Here is a 15,980-nt window from a genome sequence, read left to right as displayed (position 1 = left end):
CGATAGGGGCGGCTGGCTTCTGGAAAAGCCCGTCAATATCCCCTGGATTCTGCCAGCAATCGCTATTACGATGTCGCCGGAGAAGGCATCCGAATTGCGGCTCCACCGTCCGGCGAGTGCGCGCGACGTTGTCCGTCGTTCTCCGGCAGATCGAAAAAAGCGATCCACGATGAAAGCTTCAGACGCCATTGCCAGGTTCCTCGCCGCGCACGACGTCCACCATTGCTTCGAGCTGGTTGGCGGAATGATCACGCATCTGCTGGACAGTTTCGCGCAAAGCGGGCGCTTCAACATCGTATCGATGCATCATGAGCAAGCCGCAGCCTTTGCCGCGGAAGGCGTCGCGCGCTGCCACATGGGCAGGAAAGTCGCGGTTGCATTGGGCACCAGCGGTCCCGGGACGACTAACCTGATCACGGGCATCGGCAGTTGCTGGCTGGATTCCGTGCCTTGCTTGTTCATCACCGGGCAGGTCAATACTCATGAGCTGAAGGGCGATCGGGCGATACGGCAGCAGGGCTTCCAGGAGCTCGACATCGTGCCGATGGTCAGCTCGATTACCAAGCATGCGGTTCAGGTGAAGGACGCGGGCGAACTGCTGCCGCAACTGCACGGCGCACTGTCGATCGCGCTGTCCGGCCGGCAGGGCCCGGTACTGATCGACATTCCGAACGACGTGCAGCGCATGGAGATTCCGGATGCGGTCGTCGACCAATGGATGGACAAGCCATTGGCCGTGCTCGGCCGGCATGCGCCCGACCTGCGCGGCATCGACGCAATGCGCGACCTGTGCCGGACAGCCGGGCGACCGCTCGTCTGCTTCGGCGGCGGCGCGCGCTGGGCGCCGTCGATGCCCGCATGGATCGCGGCATTGGAGCGCGCGAGGATACCCTACGTCAGCACGCTGATGGGACACGAGCGCGTGGCCGTCGGCGCGCACTACTCCAATATGATTGGCATCTCGGCCGCGACGACGTCGTATGGGCGGCGCACCGCGATTTCGTACTCGAGCGGCAAGCGCCCGTGCCGCTCGCGCTCTTTCCGGAAACGTGCTGCTATCGGCAGCACGGACTGCAGGCGCTCGCCGCGATCGAGCGGCCGTATCACGTCGTCTACACGAGCCAGAGTCCGACCGGCATCGAGATTGCGGTGAACCACAGCGCCGCCGTGACGATGATCGATCGCTGCACGTTGCCCGCGAACTGGCGCGTGCTCGGCGACGCGGAAGGGCTTTCGCCGTTGCCGCAGGCCGACCTCGAACTGCATGGTCGACGGGCATCTGCGACCGTCGACCGACGATCTCGTGTCATTGATTGAAGCGATGGTCGACGAGCGACGCCGCGTGTCGGTTGAGGCATTCGCGTAGCCAGGCTGGAGGCGGTGACGTGCCTCCGGTCTTGGTCTGATCGGAGCTGAAGTCCGCATTCAAATGCACGACCGGCTACAGGCCCGCGTCGGCCTCCTTCGAGATGCAAACGAAATATTCTTCGTTGAATCGCGTCGAGTCTTCATTGCCAATCTTTTGCCGGATCGGACGTCCGTACTGTTGGCGTGCTAAAAATAGAAAGCTAATCGGCGTCGTCAGTCAGTGCATCTTCATGCTTTTTTTCAAAGCCGTTTTCAGACGCACGACATGCCAGCCAGCCTGTCGCGATTTTGTTGTCGGACGCTACGAGCGGAGCATCGACCTCAAGAGAAAGGCGTGCCGGACGACCTCGCGCGATGATCGTCGAAGCTTGTCCGGCTGCACGTTTGTCCTCATAAATGTGCACTAATCCTCTCGAGGAATCGTGGATAACTTCTAGCGCCGACTTTGACCGGGCGTGTATTTCGACATAGAACGTACTCGAAAACAAACAATGTGAAGCCGCGACGGCTCGATAAGGAGACGGCGTGAAAAAACCGAAAGCACGTTGGCTGGCAGTGCTGCTGTTGGTCATTCTCGCCGTCACTGTCGCATCATGGCGAAGCGTGACGCTGTCGCAGACGGCCTCCACTCGGCCCATGCAATCCGGCGCGATGGCGAGCGGACAGGGCGAGCCGCCAATCGGCGCGTCAACCGCGGATGCGCTTGCCAATGCCGGTCCCGCCGAGCGTCGGCTGGATCTCGTCGCACTGCGAAAGAGTCTCGAAGGTCGGGAGAACGCGGAAGCGGAAGTGCAGCGCATCGTCGCGTTCGCGCGTTTCCGCGATCGGGTCGCTGCATATGGCAGCCTTAGAAGCAGCATGCCCGAGGCGGAAAGGGCCATATTGGCCAGTCGGATTCTTGCGGAGCTGCCCGAGCACGTCGCGCGCAACGAAATTGTCCCGGTGCAGGCCGAGGCCCTCAGCGCAGCGCTGATTTCCGACGCAGCGGCGAATTCCGCGACGCGAAGCGCGGCCATCCAGGCGATGAGGCAACAGTGGGACGGATATGCCCGGCGGACCGTGGGAGTGTCGCCGGCGCAAGACGCACGCTATCCGACCTACGTCCGGCAGAGCCGGGACATCATCCAGCAGGTTCAAGCGAGCGTATCCGATCCGGAACAGCAACAGGCCGTCATCGCGCAGCGCCTGCAAGCTTTGCGCGTCCAGCTGTTCGATCAGGCTTCTCCGACCGAAACCCATTGAACGTACCGTGTGCGCGCCGTCGCGCGCGAACGCGGCGGAAGACCAGGTCAACTGAAATGGAGGCGTGATGTCTGCTGCCAAATTTCTCGGATGCTTCTGCGTCGCCGGTCTGCTGACCGGCGTCACCGTCAATGGACATGCCGCGGATGCGGCGATGCCTGATCCGTCGATTCCCTATTATTCGTGGTACGAAGTCACGCTGCCGGAGAGCAGCGGCGCTTCGTGCGGCAACGGCACGCCGATGCGTTTCTACATCAATCGCGCGCAATCGAACGATCTGCTCTACATGATGGAACCCGGCGGCGCATGTTGGGATCACGCTACCTGCACTGAAACCGCGACCGGCGCGGAGGCGGGGCTCGGCGCTTTCAATCCCGATGGCATTCCGCACAATTACGTGAACGGCACCACGCAACAGAGCCTGAAATCGTCGTTCCTGTCGCCGCTGCTAACGCGGATGGATCTCGCGCATATCCTCGTCGGCGAGCCGAAGGTGGAGACACAGGAATGGACGCAGGTGTTCGTTCCATACTGCACCGGCGACATCCACATGGGCAGCGCGGTGCGCAACTACACCTCGCCCTCGGGCGATTGGCGAATCCAGCACTACAGCGGCCTGAAGAACGTCCGAACGGTCGCGCAGTGGCTCGTTGCACACGGGTTCGGCAAGCCGAACCGGTTGCTGGTGTACGGGATGAGCGCGGGCGGTTATGGAACGCTCGGCAACTATGCGACGCTGCGCAACACGTTGCAGCCGCAAATGCACAGCTCGCTGCTCGACGATGCCGGCACGGTCTTCAATACGCGCTTCGATGCCGATCCGGCGACGCACCCGTCCGTCGGGTTGTACGACAGGGTGCGCGCCGAATGGGGAATGTCCGGGCCCGACGGCATGATCACGATAAACAGCCGGCTGACCCGCAACTTCGATCCCGACAACATGGGCAGTGCCTACGCCGCGCTATCGGCGACATATCCGCACGACCGCTTCGGCTTTTCGACGTACCGGCGCGACAAGATCATCGCGGCCTACCATTACCGCGCTTTCGTGCCCGCGGTGATCGCGGCGCCGGACGACGCGACCAAGGACGAACTATCGCTCGCGATGTTTGACCAGGAACTCGATAGCCTGAAGCTGGTGCTGGATCTGCTGCCGAACTTCGGATACTTCATGCCTTGGGCGCGCGACGATTTCATCGGCAACCATCAGGTAACCGCGGTCAGCTTCACGGGATCCGGCATTCATGAGAACGGCATCGATGCGGATGTCGGCGCGTTCGTCGGCGATCTGCTCAACCAGCAGGACCCGGCGGATGCGCCTGTCATGAAAGCGTACCGGACGGAGCAATGGTCGGATTTCACGTTCTCGACCTTCCTTGCGTGGATCGACAGCATCTTCAACCTCACCGGGGAGGCCGGGCCGATTTCGGGACACCGGACCTGACAGCGCAACCCGGGGCCACGCCTGCCTCACTCGCCGCAATACTCGGTATTTCGACGAGGCGGCCTGCGGTGGAATGGCGTGGCCATTCGGCAAGTGCGTTCTCTTTTATCCTGAGCGGTGCCGCCGATACTTCGGCGTATCGCCGTGGGTTCGCCTGCGTGCGCGTGCGGAACGCCTTTGCCGTCAATGGCCGCAACGTGTCCGTCGCGGCCGCGTACCGGTCGATGCGTGCCCGCGGTTCCGCAAGGCGACCAAGGCAAGCGCCGCAAGGTCGCGGATTCGACGCGCCGCTTTCGTCTTTGCGGCGCACCGCATGCGTCAGTGCGTCCCGCGCCGCCGCGTATCGCTGACCGCCTTGAGCAGATCGTACTTGCGGATCTTTTCGTACAGCGTGCTTTTCGCGATGCCGAGCTGGTTGGCCGTCTTCGTCAGGTTGCCGCCATGACGGTCGAGTGCGCGGCGGATGTATTCGGCTTCGGCGCACTTCAGCGACGCGCTGCCACCGGACTCCGATTCGGTCGCGTCCTTCGCCGGCAGCGCGATAGGCGCCGCCGCGTCGGCGGACGCGCCGATTTCCACCGGCAGCTTGTCCGCCGTGATGACGGGTCCGTCGGACAGCAGCAGCGAGCCTTCGATCGCATTGCGCAGCTCGCGCACGTTGCCCGGCCACGGGTAGTCCATCAGCCGCGCATACGCGTCGTCGTCGAACGTTCGCGGCGGCAAGCCGTAGCATGCGCACAGATGCGCGAGCCAATAGGCGATCAGCGACGGCAGATCCTCGGCGCGTTCGCGCAGACTCGGTATCGACACGGTCGTGACGGCGATCCGGTAGAAGAGATCCATCCGGAACCTCCCCTTCGCGATCGCATCTTTCAGGTCGCGGTGCGTCGCGGCGACGAGCCGGAAGTTCACCTTGCGCGGCGTGTTCTCGCCGAGCCGGTAGATTTCATTCTCCTCGAGGACGCGCAGCAGATGCGGCTGGATATCGAGCGGCATTTCGCCGATCTCGTCGAGAAACAGCGTGCCGCCGTCGGCCGCCTCGATCTTGCCGGCCGCGCCCGATTTGCGCGCGCCGGTGAATGCGCCTTCCGCGTATCCGAACAGCTCGCTCGCGAGCAGGTCTCTCGATAGTCCGCCGCAATTGAGCGCGACGAACGGGCCGTCGGCTCGTTCGCTCGCGTGATGAATGCCTTGCGCGAACAGCTCCTTGCCGACGCCCGTCTCGCCCAGCAGCAACACCGGCACTTTCGACGGAGCGAGCTGGCGCGCCTTGACGACGGCCGCGCGGAGCGCGGAGCTGTCTCCGACGATGCGCTCGAACGCTCGGGATGCCGAACGATGCCGATCCGGCTCGCGGGCGATCGGGCCGGTGCGGCGGGGCGTTCCGCTTCCCGGTATCACGATCATGTAGCCCAGCACGTCCGCGCCTTCGCTCAACGTTTCGACGCGGCTGTCGCGCAGCCATGCGGGCGCGTTCGCGGGCGCGCCGCCGCGCTTGCATGCGTCCAGTCCCGGCAGCGAGAAACCCGCATCGAGCTGCACGTCGAATCCCAGTCTGCGCAGCGTCGGCACGACTTGCGGATTCGCCTTGACGAGCCGTCCGCGATCGTCGACGACGAGCATCGCGTCGGCGTTCGCGGAACCGGGGCGAGGCGCGCAGCGATCGAGCAGGCGCAGCCGGCGTTCCATCGCGTCTTTCGCGAGGCGGCCTTCGATGCGTCCGGCGAGCGATACGGCGAGTGCGAGGCTGTAGCGGCTGTAGGTGTCCGCGAGACCCGACACGTCGATGACGCCGAGCACGTGACCGTCGACGGGATCCTGAATCACCGTCGCCGAACAGGTCCAGCGCTTGATGCCGGCGCAAAAGTGCTCGGCGCCGTGGATCTGCACGGGCTGCTTCAGCGCGAGCGCGGTGCCGATCGCATTGGTGCCGCAGTTGAGCTCGGTCCAGTCGCAGCCGGGAACGAGCCCGACCTCGCTCGCGGGCTCGAGTATCCGCATGTCGCCTTCCTGCTGCAGGATCATGCCGCTCGGATCGGCGAGCAGCATCACGGTACCCGTCTGCGACAGGAACTCGCGGGTCTGCTGCATCAGCGGCAGGCTGACGTCGATAAGGCGCCGGTTGCCCGTGCGCCATTGCTCGAGGCGATCGTCGTCGAGCGGCGGCGGCGCCCGGTCGACGCCGGGATCGACGTGGCCGACGAGGCAGCGCTGCCACGAATCGTCGACGACGCCGCGTACATTGGTCGAGCGCCATTCGCCGCCCGTGACCAGGTGTTCCCACGCGGCCATGATGCGCGCGTCATGTTGGGGACTGGGGAACCAGTCCATCGGCGTGCCTGTCTGCTGCATGCTTGTCTCCTGACGATTCGCAAGCTGTGCGAACCGTGCGGCCGTCCGTCCGGCCTTTTGTCTCGAGTCTCGAGTCTCGACGTTCGACGCTGCGGCGCTTGCGGTCGCCGCGCGTGCGTGCCGGATATCGTACTCCGAACCGTCTTTGCCGTCGGTTCGGGCGATGCAGGACAAGCAATGCCCGCGCCAGCCGGTGACCGAACCGTAACGTCGGCGTGTGCGTCGCCAAGGTAGGTGCGCCGCCGCTCGAAAACAGATCGGCCGTCCGAAAATCGAACGGCCGGAAATCGAACGTTGGGTTCGTGACGCGGAAACGAAGCGGGCTCGCGGGCCGATGCCGCGAGCCGGGTCAAACATCAGATCAATCGGCGCGTTCCGGAACCGGCAGGCCGATCCATTCCGAATAGAACGCGTCGACGTCGGGCTCGAAGTCGTGAACGACCGGATACCACGGCGTCGGCGCTTCGACGTCGTGCATCGCGCCGCACGTCGGGCAGTAGTACTCGCGATACACCTGCCATTGCGTGTCGGGCGCCATCAGCCGTGGATAGACTTCGTCCATCGCTTCCTCGGAGTCGCGCACGAAGATGTTCGCGTGCAGCTTCCAGTTCTCCCGGTAGTCGCAGAACACGTGGCCGCAGTCGCATTGCGTGACCCATTTCTTCGTCGCCCGCTGCTGCACGATGTACAGGTGCGGGCCGAGCGGCAGCACGATGCGGTCTTTCCAGCCGAGCTTTTGCTGCAGTGCATCGACGTACATGCCGAACCGCTCGCCGTCCTTCGGCATCGACAGCATGCGCAGCGTGGTGTCCCAGTCGAGCTTGCCGTCGACCATGTTGCCGATCTGTTCCTTCGTGTAAGTAGACATCTCCAGTCCTCTTCGATGGTTGTGCGTTGGGCGGCCGGGCTCACTCTTCGACGAGCACGACGGTGTTGACGTCGGGCATCTTCGACAGATCCATGCGGAACTTCGAGCCGTAGGTCGGCACGTCGAGCTCGTCTTCGGTGAGCGTCCAGCCGTCAGGCAAGTCCCAGAACGTGCGGAACTGCAGCTCGAATTTCTTCGACAGGCCGAAGCTCGTCGCGAACATGTGCTGCACTTGCGTCGACGCATGCTTCACCAGGATCCGCTCGCGTTCGCCCTTCATCCATTCGCGGGTCGGCTGCGAACGGGCGAGGCGCGCGTTGCGGATCTCGACGCGCTGCAATGCGGTCGCCTTCGCGTCGACGGTCCAGACGCCGTTCGCGTCGCGGGTCGCGACCGCGCCGTAGACCTTCTGCGCATACTCGGGCAACAGCAGCGCGTTGTTCAGGTCGTGCTCGATCGCGTCGATTTCGCGGTCGAGCGGATCGCCGAAGCCGGGGCCGCCGCGCAGATAGTTCAGATAGAGATCGTAGTTGCCGTAGCAGTCCTCCGTCGTCATGCACTGCTGGTCGCGCTTGACGACCGCGCCCGCGTTCAGGTGATTCTCGTAGTCGGGAAGGTCCGGATTCGCGTCGCCGCCGAGCGGCAGGCTCTCGCCGAGTGCGATGCGCTCCTTCAGGCCGGTGCGGTGCGCTTCGAAGCGATAGCCGGTCGCCGCCGGATAGCCGCCCATCAGGCCCCAGTCGCTGTTCATGTAGCCGTTGCCCATGAAGAACATCGTCCAGTCCTGCGCCTTCCAGACCATGCGCAGCGTCTCGAAGCCGCAGCCGCCCCGGTATTTGCCGTAGCCGCCGGAGTTCGATTTCACGTTGCGGCCGAGATAGAGCAGCGGTTCGGCCATCTCCCAGATCTCGATGTCGCCCATGTCGCCTTCGGGATTCCAGATCGCGGCGGCGTGGTTGAGGCCGTCCTTGAGCGCGCACGCGCCGGTGCCGCACGACGACGCCTCGAAGCTGTTGACCGCGTGGATGTCGCCGTCCTGGTTGATCCCGCCGCCTTGCAGCCAGTTCGACGTGTTCGCGTTGCCCGCGTTGACTTCCTCGAGATAGCCGCGGCTGAAGTAGGCTTGCGACAGGCCGCGCCACAACGCGCTCCAGCCCGACACGAGGAAGTGCCACGCGTACGCGTGGCCCGTGCGGCGATCGTCCGGGTTCATCCACGCGCCCTTCGGCAGATGGAACTCGGTGCCGAAATACGCGCCGTCGTTGATGCGCTGCGTGGGGACGAGCGTTTGCGTCATCATCACCCAGATGCCGCTCGTGAACGCGACCTGATGCGCGTTGTACGAGTGCCAGCCCCAGCGGCTCGCGCCTTCGAAGTCGAGACGCCAGGTGCCGTCCTTGCGGATTTCCATCTCGACGGGAGAGTGCATGATCGAGTCGAGCTTCGCGAACGCGGACGACGTCTGCACGTCCGGATGGTTGTACGGCACGTCGACGAAGGCGACCTTCCGGTACTTGCCGGGCAGCGTCATCGCCTTGATGCGGGTCTGCAGGCCGCGGCGGCCTTCCTCGATCACTTCGTACGCGAACTTCTCGTACGCGTCGAGGCCTTCTTCTTCGATGACTTCCTCGATCAGGCCGCGGATCATGTGACAGCCCGCGATGCGCGTGCGCTCGTCGAGAATCCAGTACTTCGGCGTGCGAACCGAGCGCTGGCTCTCGTGCAGCCAGTCGCGCAGCGGCGTGTCGTTCACGCCGGTCTTGCGGCACGTGATCATGTAGCCGTCGCCGAAGCGCTGCACTTGTCCCGTCGACATCGAGCCCGGCGTCACCGCGCCCGTGTCGATCACGTGCGTCACGCCGCCGACCCAGCCGACGAGCTTGCCGTGCGCGAAGATCGGCACGATCGTCGCGATGTCGCACGGATGGACGTTGCCGATCGAGCAGTCGTTGTTGGTGAACATGTCACCCGGATGAATGCCTGGGTTCGCCTCCCAGTTGTTTTCGATCATGTACTTGATCGCCGCGCCCATCGTGCCGACGTGGATGATGATCCCGGTCGACGTCAGCACGCAGTCGCCCGCGGCGTTGTAGAGCGTGAAGCACAGTTCGCCTTCCTGTTCGACGATCGGGCTCGCGGCGATCTTCTTCGCGGTTTCGCGCGCATGCACGAGCCCGCCGCGCAGCTTCGAGAACATCTTCTCGTAGCGGATCGGATCGCTCTCGCGCAACTCGAGCCGCTGGAGGCCGTTGTAATGGCCCGTCTGCGCGGTGCGCCCGAGAATGCCGTCGCGAAACTGCTTCAGCGTCTGGCCGTTCTTGAGCAGATCGGCGAAGCCGACTTCCTGGCTGGACATCATGTTCATCGCGTGTCTCCTTACCTGATTTCCTTGAGATGGAAGAGCCGGTGCTTGTCGAGCGTCGTTTCGAATCCGGCGGGCACGACGAACGTCGTGGCGTCGGATTCGACGATCGCAGGCCCGGTGATCACATTGCCGGGCTTGAGCGCCTCCATTCGCCAGAGCACGGCGTCGTGCCATTGCTTGTGGCGATAGAGCCGCCGCGTGCCGATGCGCGCGTCCGCGGGCGGCTTCGCGCCGCCTTCCGGGTCCTCCGGCAGGACCGGCTTCTGCGTGACGACCATGCCGCGCATGATCGCGCCCGTGACCGAGAAGCCCAGCTCGGGCGAGCGCGCCGAGCTCGCGTAGACGCGGCCGTAGGTGTCCTCGAACGCGGCGACGATCCGGTTCCAGTCGTCGGCGCTCGCCGCGCTCGCGATCGGCGATTCGATCTCGAGATCGTTCAGTTGTCCCATGTACTGCATCCGGAAGCCGGGGCGCAGAATCACGTCGCTTTCGTCGAAGCCGTTGATCCTGAATTCCTCGACGACCTTCGCGGCCAGCTCGGCCCATGCCTTCTGGATCGTCTGCGCGGCCTGCGCCTTGTCGGCGTCCGGCGCGAGCTGCGGCAGCGCGAGGTCGACGCTCTTGTCGTAGCGGTATTCGAAGTCCGCGCATGCGCAGCCGAATGCGGAGAAGCCCGCGGCCCACGCGGGCACGACGACGTCCTTGAAGCCGAGCCCTTCGGTGTACCCGTACGTATGGACGGGGCCGGCGCCGCCGTACGAGAAGCAGACGAACTCGGTCGGGTTGTAGCCCTTCGCGCTGACGTTCGAACGCAGGTACTCGCGCAATTGCAGGTCGAGCAGCTCGATCACGCCGGCCGCCGCGTCCTCGACCGAGAGGCCGAGCGGATCGGCGATCTGCGCCTTGATGTGCTCGCGCGCGCGATTCACGTCGAGCTTGATCAGACCGCCGAGGAAGTTGTCGGGATTCAGATAGCCGAGCACCACGTGGCAGTCGGACACGGACACCGTCGCGAGGCCGCTGTCGGGCCAGCACGTGCCGACGCGATAGCCTGCGCTGTCCGGGCCGAGCTTGATCGCGCCGCTGTACGGATCGAGCCGCACGAAGCTGCCGGCGCCCGCGCCGACCGAATCCATCGTGACGAGCGGCAGCGACAGCACGAGGCGCGCCATGTCGGGATCCGAAGCGATCGCGAAGTTGCCCTTCGTGATGAGCGCCATGTCGAACGACGTGCCGCCGATGTCCGAGCACGCGATGTTGTCGTAGCCGAGCGCCTCGCCGAGAAGCTTCGAACCGATCACGCCGCCGATCGGCCCCGATACGATGGTGCGCGCGAGCTCCTTCGCTTTCCAGCTGATCGTGCCGCCGTGCGTCGCCATCACGCGCAGGTCGAACTTCGCGCCGTGCTTGCGGAAGCGGTCGCTGACCTTCTTCAGCGTCTGCCGGGACGGTTCGGCCGCGTACGCTTCGAGCACGGTCGTATTCATCCGGTGGCTTTCCTTGCGCTGCGGATAGTAGTCGACCGACGCGAACACGGGGATGTCCGCACGGATCGCCTTCAGTTCGTCGCGCGCGACGTCGCGCGCGCGCCGCTCGCTCGTCGCGTTCTTGTGCGACTGCAGCAGGCAGATGACGATGGCCTTCGCGCCCGCGGAGACGAGCTCGCGCGTCGCCTGCCGCACGTCTGCCTCGCGCAGCGGGATGACGACGTCGCCCTGCACGTCGGTGCGTTCGGTGACGCCGCGCGTGCGCGACAGCGGCACGAGCGGTTCGTCGTAGCGGTGCGTGTTCAGATGGATCCGCTCTTCGAGCGCGTAGCCGAGGTAGCTCTGGATCGCGCGGCCCATCGAGTGAATATGCTCGAAGCCCTTGTTCACGATCAGGCCGACATCGAGCCCCTTGCGCTGCACGACGCGGTTCAGCATCGCCGTGCCGGAGTACACGCAGGTGAGCAGCTCCGGATACACGTCGTCGACGTCGCGCTGCCAGTGGGCGAGCGCATCCTGCGACGAATCGAGGATCGCGAGCGATTCGTCTTCGGGATTGCTTTGCGCCTTGCCGACGACGAACCGCCCGTCCGCACGCACGAAGAAGGTGTCGGTCATCGTGCCGCCCGCATCGATGCCCAGCACCTGGACTTGCGAAAGCCCTTCCATGTTTTCGTCTCCAGTGATTGATGTAGTCGTGAGCCGCGATGCGAGCGAATGAACGCGTTCGACGCATCGGAAGCGACGGCTCGGAGACGACAACGCAATAGCCGTGCCATTGGCGCGCGGCGCGCGAGCGTGCGCGCCGCGACAAGGCGCGACGGACAAGGACGTTGGTTGGGGAAGGGCTCGTCGTGAGCGCGAGACCGGAAAATCGACCGGATTTCGAATTGGCGGCGCGTTCGAATGCCGGTCGGGGCGAGGGCGTCAACGTAGACTGCGGCGATGCGCACGACCGCAGTCCGCGCATCGTTCGTTGCCGGGACGGCGTGCGCCGAAGTGTCTTGTGAAGCACCGTTGAACGATTCCGTCGCGCGTGCTTCTGCTGGATGGGCGCAGCGTCGGCGGTCAGCGCAGGCCCGTTATTCGCGTGAACAGGCCCAAGTCTTCGCCGCGCCAAGCGCCAAGGGCATCCCGGCAAGCGAACCGCCGCTCACTTCGAAAAACGCTTGCGCAGCCGCTCTTCGATGAACCCGAGAAACACCCGGCAGGCCGCCATGTCCTGCCGATGCTGCGGATAAACGGCGTTCACCGGCAGCGGTGACTGCGCGAACGGTTCGAGCACGGTCACGAGCGTGCCCGCGTCCAGCGGGGGCGCGACGATGAAGTGCGGCAGCAGCGCGATGCCGAGCCCAGCGACGGCCGCGTCGCGGATCACTTCGCCGTTGTTCGCGAGCAGCGCGCCTTGCACTTCGAACGTGCGGCGCGCGCCGTCGATCACGAACTCCCAGCCGGCGCGGCCTTCCTGGCCGTACAGCAGGCACGCGTGTCGATGCAGATCGGCGGGCGTCGCCGGCGTGCCCCGGCTGCGCCGGTAAGCCGGGCTGCAGCACGCGACCATCCGCAATTCGCCGAGGCGGCGCGCGATCAGCGTCGAATCAGGCAGCGCGCCGATGCGCAGCGCGAGGTCGAATCCTTCGCCGATCAGATCGACATGGCGGTCGCTGAGCTCGAGATGCAGCCGGACGGCCGGGTGCTGGACGAGGAACTCGGCGATCAGCGGCGACAGGTGCGTGATGCCGAACGACATCGGCGCGCTGATCTTGAGCGTCCCGCGCAGATCTCGGCGGCGCGCGGACATCGCCTCCTCGGTGTCCGCGATCTCGGCGAGGATGCGCGTCGCGCGCGCGTGGAACTCCTGGCCGAGCTCCGTCACCGCGAGCTTGCGCGTGTTGCGCACGAGCAGCCGGACGCCGAGCGACGCCTCAAGCGCCATTACCCGCCGGCTGACGAACTGCTTCGACAGCAGGAGCTTGTCTGCCGCGCCGGTGAAGCTTCCCGCTTCTACGGTCGCGACGAATATCCGAAGGTCGTCGAATTGCATGATTGTCCACTAAATGGAGATAGTAATTATCTTCCTGTTTATATCAGTATCAAAATAGTTGACGTAAGCTGCAGGCATCGATCGACGAGGCGCGCAACTCGCAGCGCCCGCGATGCAACGGAGGTCATCATGATTGAAGTCAGAGCAGCAAATCAACGCGGTCGCGCCGAACACGGCTGGCTCAGCTCGCGCCACACGTTCTCGTTCGCCGAATACTACGATCCGGCGCAAGTCGGGTTTTCGGACCTGCTGGTGATCAACGACGATCGCGTCGCGCCCGGCCGCGGCTTCGGCATGCATCCCCATCGCGACATGGAGATCCTGTCGTATGTGCTCGAAGGCGCGCTCGAGCACCGCGACACGATGGGCACGGGCTCGGTGATCGTGCCGGGCGACGTGCAGCTGATGAGCGCGGGCAAGGGCATCGCGCACAGCGAATTCAACCATTCCGCGGACACGCCCGTGCATTTCCTGCAGATCTGGATCGGGCCGTCGGTGCGGGGCGTCGAGCCGCGCTATCAGCAGACCAGCGTGAGCGGCGACGAAAAGCGCGGGAAGCTGCGCCTCATCGTGTCGCCGGAAGGGCAGGACGGCTCGTTGAAGATTCGCCAGGATACGCGGATCTACGCGGGCCTGTTCGACGGCGATGCGAGCGAGCAGTTCGTGCTGCCGGCTCGGCGCTTCGCGTACGTTCACGTCGCGCGCGGGTCGGTGACGGTCAACGGCGTCGAGCAGCAGGCGGGCGACGGCGCGCGGATTCGCGACGAGCAGGTGTTGCGGATCGCGAACGGCAAGCAGGCGGAAGTCCTGCTGTTCGATCTGCGGCCGATCGAAGTCACCGCCGAGTGGGCGTGACGTCGTCGCGCTTCGGGCGGTTGTGCGCGGACGGCGGCTGCGCGGGGCGCGCCGCGCGCGCCGTTCGGCCGCCGACCGCGCGTGGCGGGCAGCGCGCGCAGACGCCGCGCGGATCGCATCCGCATGCGCGCTCATCCTTTTCTTCAGGAACCCGATGCAATGAAACTGAATCTGCCTTCGCTGCTCACGTTCAACGGCGGTTACGTCGATACCGCGGGCTTTCTCGCGCTGCAAGGCCTCTTCACCGCGCACGTGACGGGCAACTTCGTCACGCTCGGCGCGACGCTGGTTTCCGGAAGCACGGGCGCCATCGCGAAGCTCCTGGCGCTGCCGGTCTTCTGCGTCGTCGTGCTCGCCGCGGGCGCGGCGCGCCGCTTGATGCTGCGCGCGCACGCACCGGCGCTGAAGATCCTGCTGGGCGCGCAGTGGCTGCTGCTCGCCATCGGCGCCGCGCTTGCGATCCGCATGGGTCCGTTCGCGGACGGCGACGCGTGGCCCGCGATCGTGACCGGGATGATCCTCGTGATGGCGATGGCGATCCAGAACGCGGTTCATCGGCTGCACTTGCCGGACGCGCTGCCCACGACGCTGATGACGGGAACCGTCACGCAACTGATGCTGCATCTGGCGAACCGTCTCGTCGGCGACGATGCGTGGCGCGCGGGCGGACCGTCGCGGCTCGCGAACATGGCGTGGACCGTCGTGACGTTCGCGCTTGGATGCGGTGCGGCGGCGGGCCTCTATCTGATCGGCGGCGTGTGGGCGTTCGCGTTGCCGCCGATGCTGATCGCGGCCGCGCTGCTCGTCGACGAGGAAAAGGCGATGGAAAAGGCGATGTGAGCGGAAGCGCGTGCGCCGCCTCGCACGGATCACGCGGGATACGCGTGGATGAAGCGGCGAATCGCTTCGACGACGACCGCGCCTTCCGACATGTTCTCGACGGCCGAGCGCCGCGGCCCCGCGCGCGCTTCGCCGATCGCGAACACGCCGGGCTGCGAGCTTTCGAACGCGGCGGCGAAGGTCGTGCCGGACGCCGCTCGTCCGGTGCGGACGAATCCGCTGTCGTCGACGTCGACGGCGCCATCGAGCCACTCGGTGTTCGCGCGAAGCGCGACGCGCGCGAGCCGCGGATTGTATTGCGGGCGCACCGACGACGCGATCACGACGGTGTGCGCGTGGATGCGTTCGCCGTCGCGGGACGCGAGGCCGAACGGGTAGGCGTTGCAGTCGAGGCGCACGGTGAGGTTGCGGATCGTCAGATGCGGGCCGAATTGCCGATGCGATGCCGCGCCGGGCGCCGCGAATTCGTCGTCAATCCCGAAGGGCAGCCGGCCTTCGACGACGACGGTGTTCAGGCGCAGCGATGCGGCATGCGCGGCGGCGATCATGCCGGCTGCGCCGCTGCCGACGATCGCCAGATCGAATTCGTGCCCGGCGTCGCGGCGGCGGTCGGCCAATGCGGCAGATGCGGCAGAAGAGACGGGAAGATCGGAGGCGAGCAGGCCGATGCGGCGAAGGAGGAGCAGGCGGACGAGGACGTCGCGCAAGTCCGGTTCCCTTTGCAGCAGATGCTTGAGCGTCGCGCGATGGATCTGCACGAGACGACACGCGGACGAGGCGGCCACGGTGACTTCGCACGCGACGTCGTTGAGCAGATCGAGTTCGCCGGTGAAGGTGCCGGGTCCGTGCTCGACGCCGAACGGGACCGGCAGGTGCGCGTGCGGAGCGCATCGGGTCGCGCCGTCGAGCACGATGTAGAGATGATCGCTGCGCGCCCCCCTGACGCTCAGCGCCGCGCCGCTGTCGACTTCGACGACGGAACCGTACCGGGACGCGCGCTCGATCAGGTCTTGCGGCAGCCTGTACGCGGCGAAGTCATCGGTGTGCTTCAGATGCCCCAGTAGGTTTCGGAGGTGATTCATCAGTGAGTGTGCGCCGCCGGGGACATGCTGCAT

At 65.4% G+C, this 15,980-nt stretch carries 12 protein-coding genes and 1 pseudogene; 6 read left to right on the top strand and 7 right to left on the bottom strand.

The features are described from left to right. Positions 1-169: 169 nt before the first annotated feature. Positions 170-997 (top strand): annotated as a pseudogene (locus BG90_RS30495) (thiamine pyrophosphate-binding protein); the annotation flags it as partial. 152 nt (positions 998-1,149) lie between these two features. Beyond that, positions 1,150-1,317 (top strand): hypothetical protein, encoded by a 168-nt coding sequence (locus BG90_RS37690; protein WP_232289019.1) that lies wholly within the window; start codon positions 1,150-1,152, stop codon positions 1,315-1,317. 251 nt (positions 1,318-1,568) lie between these two features. Here the strand turns inward: BG90_RS37690 and BG90_RS35980 are convergent, their stop codons facing one another. After that, positions 1,569-1,772 (bottom strand): hypothetical protein, encoded by a 204-nt coding sequence (locus BG90_RS35980; protein ID WP_124072384.1) that lies wholly within the window; start codon positions 1,770-1,772, stop codon positions 1,569-1,571. A gap of 121 nt (positions 1,773-1,893) precedes the next feature. On the opposite strand from BG90_RS35980, the gene plcR reads away from it, so the two are divergent. Beyond that, positions 1,894-2,610, top strand: coding sequence for a phospholipase C accessory protein PlcR (plcR, locus tag BG90_RS30485; RefSeq protein WP_025990595.1), 717 nt, complete (start codon positions 1,894-1,896; stop codon positions 2,608-2,610). Between the two features lie 67 nt (positions 2,611-2,677). After that, a complete protein-coding gene (locus BG90_RS30480; RefSeq protein WP_010122770.1) occupies positions 2,678-4,054 on the top strand; it encodes a pectin acetylesterase-family hydrolase in 1,377 nt (458 codons plus the stop codon). Positions 4,055-4,372: 318 nt separating this feature from the next. On the opposite strand, the gene BG90_RS30475 is transcribed toward BG90_RS30480, so the two are convergent. The 5 genes from BG90_RS30475 to BG90_RS30455 all read right to left on the bottom strand — a co-directional run bounded on the left by BG90_RS30475 (position 4,373) and on the right by BG90_RS30455 (position 13,170). Then, on the bottom strand, positions 4,373-6,406 hold the full coding sequence (locus tag BG90_RS30475) for a sigma-54-dependent Fis family transcriptional regulator (RefSeq protein WP_025990594.1): 2,034 nt from the start codon (positions 6,404-6,406) through the stop codon (positions 4,373-4,375). A gap of 361 nt (positions 6,407-6,767) precedes the next feature. After that, positions 6,768-7,274, bottom strand: coding sequence for an acetone carboxylase subunit gamma (locus tag BG90_RS30470; RefSeq protein ID WP_010122768.1), 507 nt, complete (start codon positions 7,272-7,274; stop codon positions 6,768-6,770). Positions 7,275-7,314: 40 nt separating this feature from the next. Then, a complete protein-coding gene (locus BG90_RS30465) occupies positions 7,315-9,639 on the bottom strand; it encodes a hydantoinase B/oxoprolinase family protein (RefSeq protein ID WP_010122767.1) in 2,325 nt (774 codons plus the stop codon). Between the two features lie 11 nt (positions 9,640-9,650). Beyond that, complete coding sequence (locus tag BG90_RS30460) at positions 9,651-11,795, bottom strand: hydantoinase/oxoprolinase family protein (RefSeq protein WP_010122766.1); 2,145 nt, start codon at positions 11,793-11,795, stop codon at positions 9,651-9,653. 484 nt (positions 11,796-12,279) lie between these two features. After that, the gene (locus BG90_RS30455; protein ID WP_010107996.1) at positions 12,280-13,170 is read right to left on the bottom strand and encodes a LysR family transcriptional regulator; all 891 of its coding nucleotides are present in this window, start codon (positions 13,168-13,170) and stop codon (positions 12,280-12,282) included. Between the two features lie 129 nt (positions 13,171-13,299). On the opposite strand from BG90_RS30455, the gene BG90_RS30450 reads away from it, so the two are divergent. Next, positions 13,300-14,025 carry a pirin family protein gene (locus tag BG90_RS30450; RefSeq protein WP_010122765.1) on the top strand — a complete coding sequence of 242 codons (726 nt, stop codon included), beginning with the start codon at positions 13,300-13,302 and terminating at the stop codon, positions 14,023-14,025. A 159-nt stretch (positions 14,026-14,184) separates the two neighbouring features. Next, positions 14,185-14,865, top strand: a complete 681-nt coding sequence (locus BG90_RS30445; RefSeq protein ID WP_025990593.1) for a YoaK family protein — start codon at positions 14,185-14,187, stop codon at positions 14,863-14,865. A 29-nt stretch (positions 14,866-14,894) separates the two neighbouring features. Here BG90_RS30445 and BG90_RS30440 read toward each other — a convergent pair whose 3' ends face one another. Beyond that, positions 14,895-15,947: a cyclic nucleotide-binding domain-containing protein gene (locus BG90_RS30440; RefSeq protein ID WP_010122763.1), complete on the bottom strand. Its 1,053-nt coding sequence runs from the start codon at positions 15,945-15,947 to the stop codon at positions 14,895-14,897. Positions 15,948-15,980: the final 33 nt, after the last annotated feature.

The sequence above is a fragment of the Burkholderia oklahomensis C6786 genome (assembly GCF_000959365.1).
In the GTDB taxonomy this organism is placed as follows: domain Bacteria; phylum Pseudomonadota; class Gammaproteobacteria; order Burkholderiales; family Burkholderiaceae; genus Burkholderia; species Burkholderia oklahomensis.
This window is presented reverse-complemented; position numbering and strand designations above follow the sequence as displayed.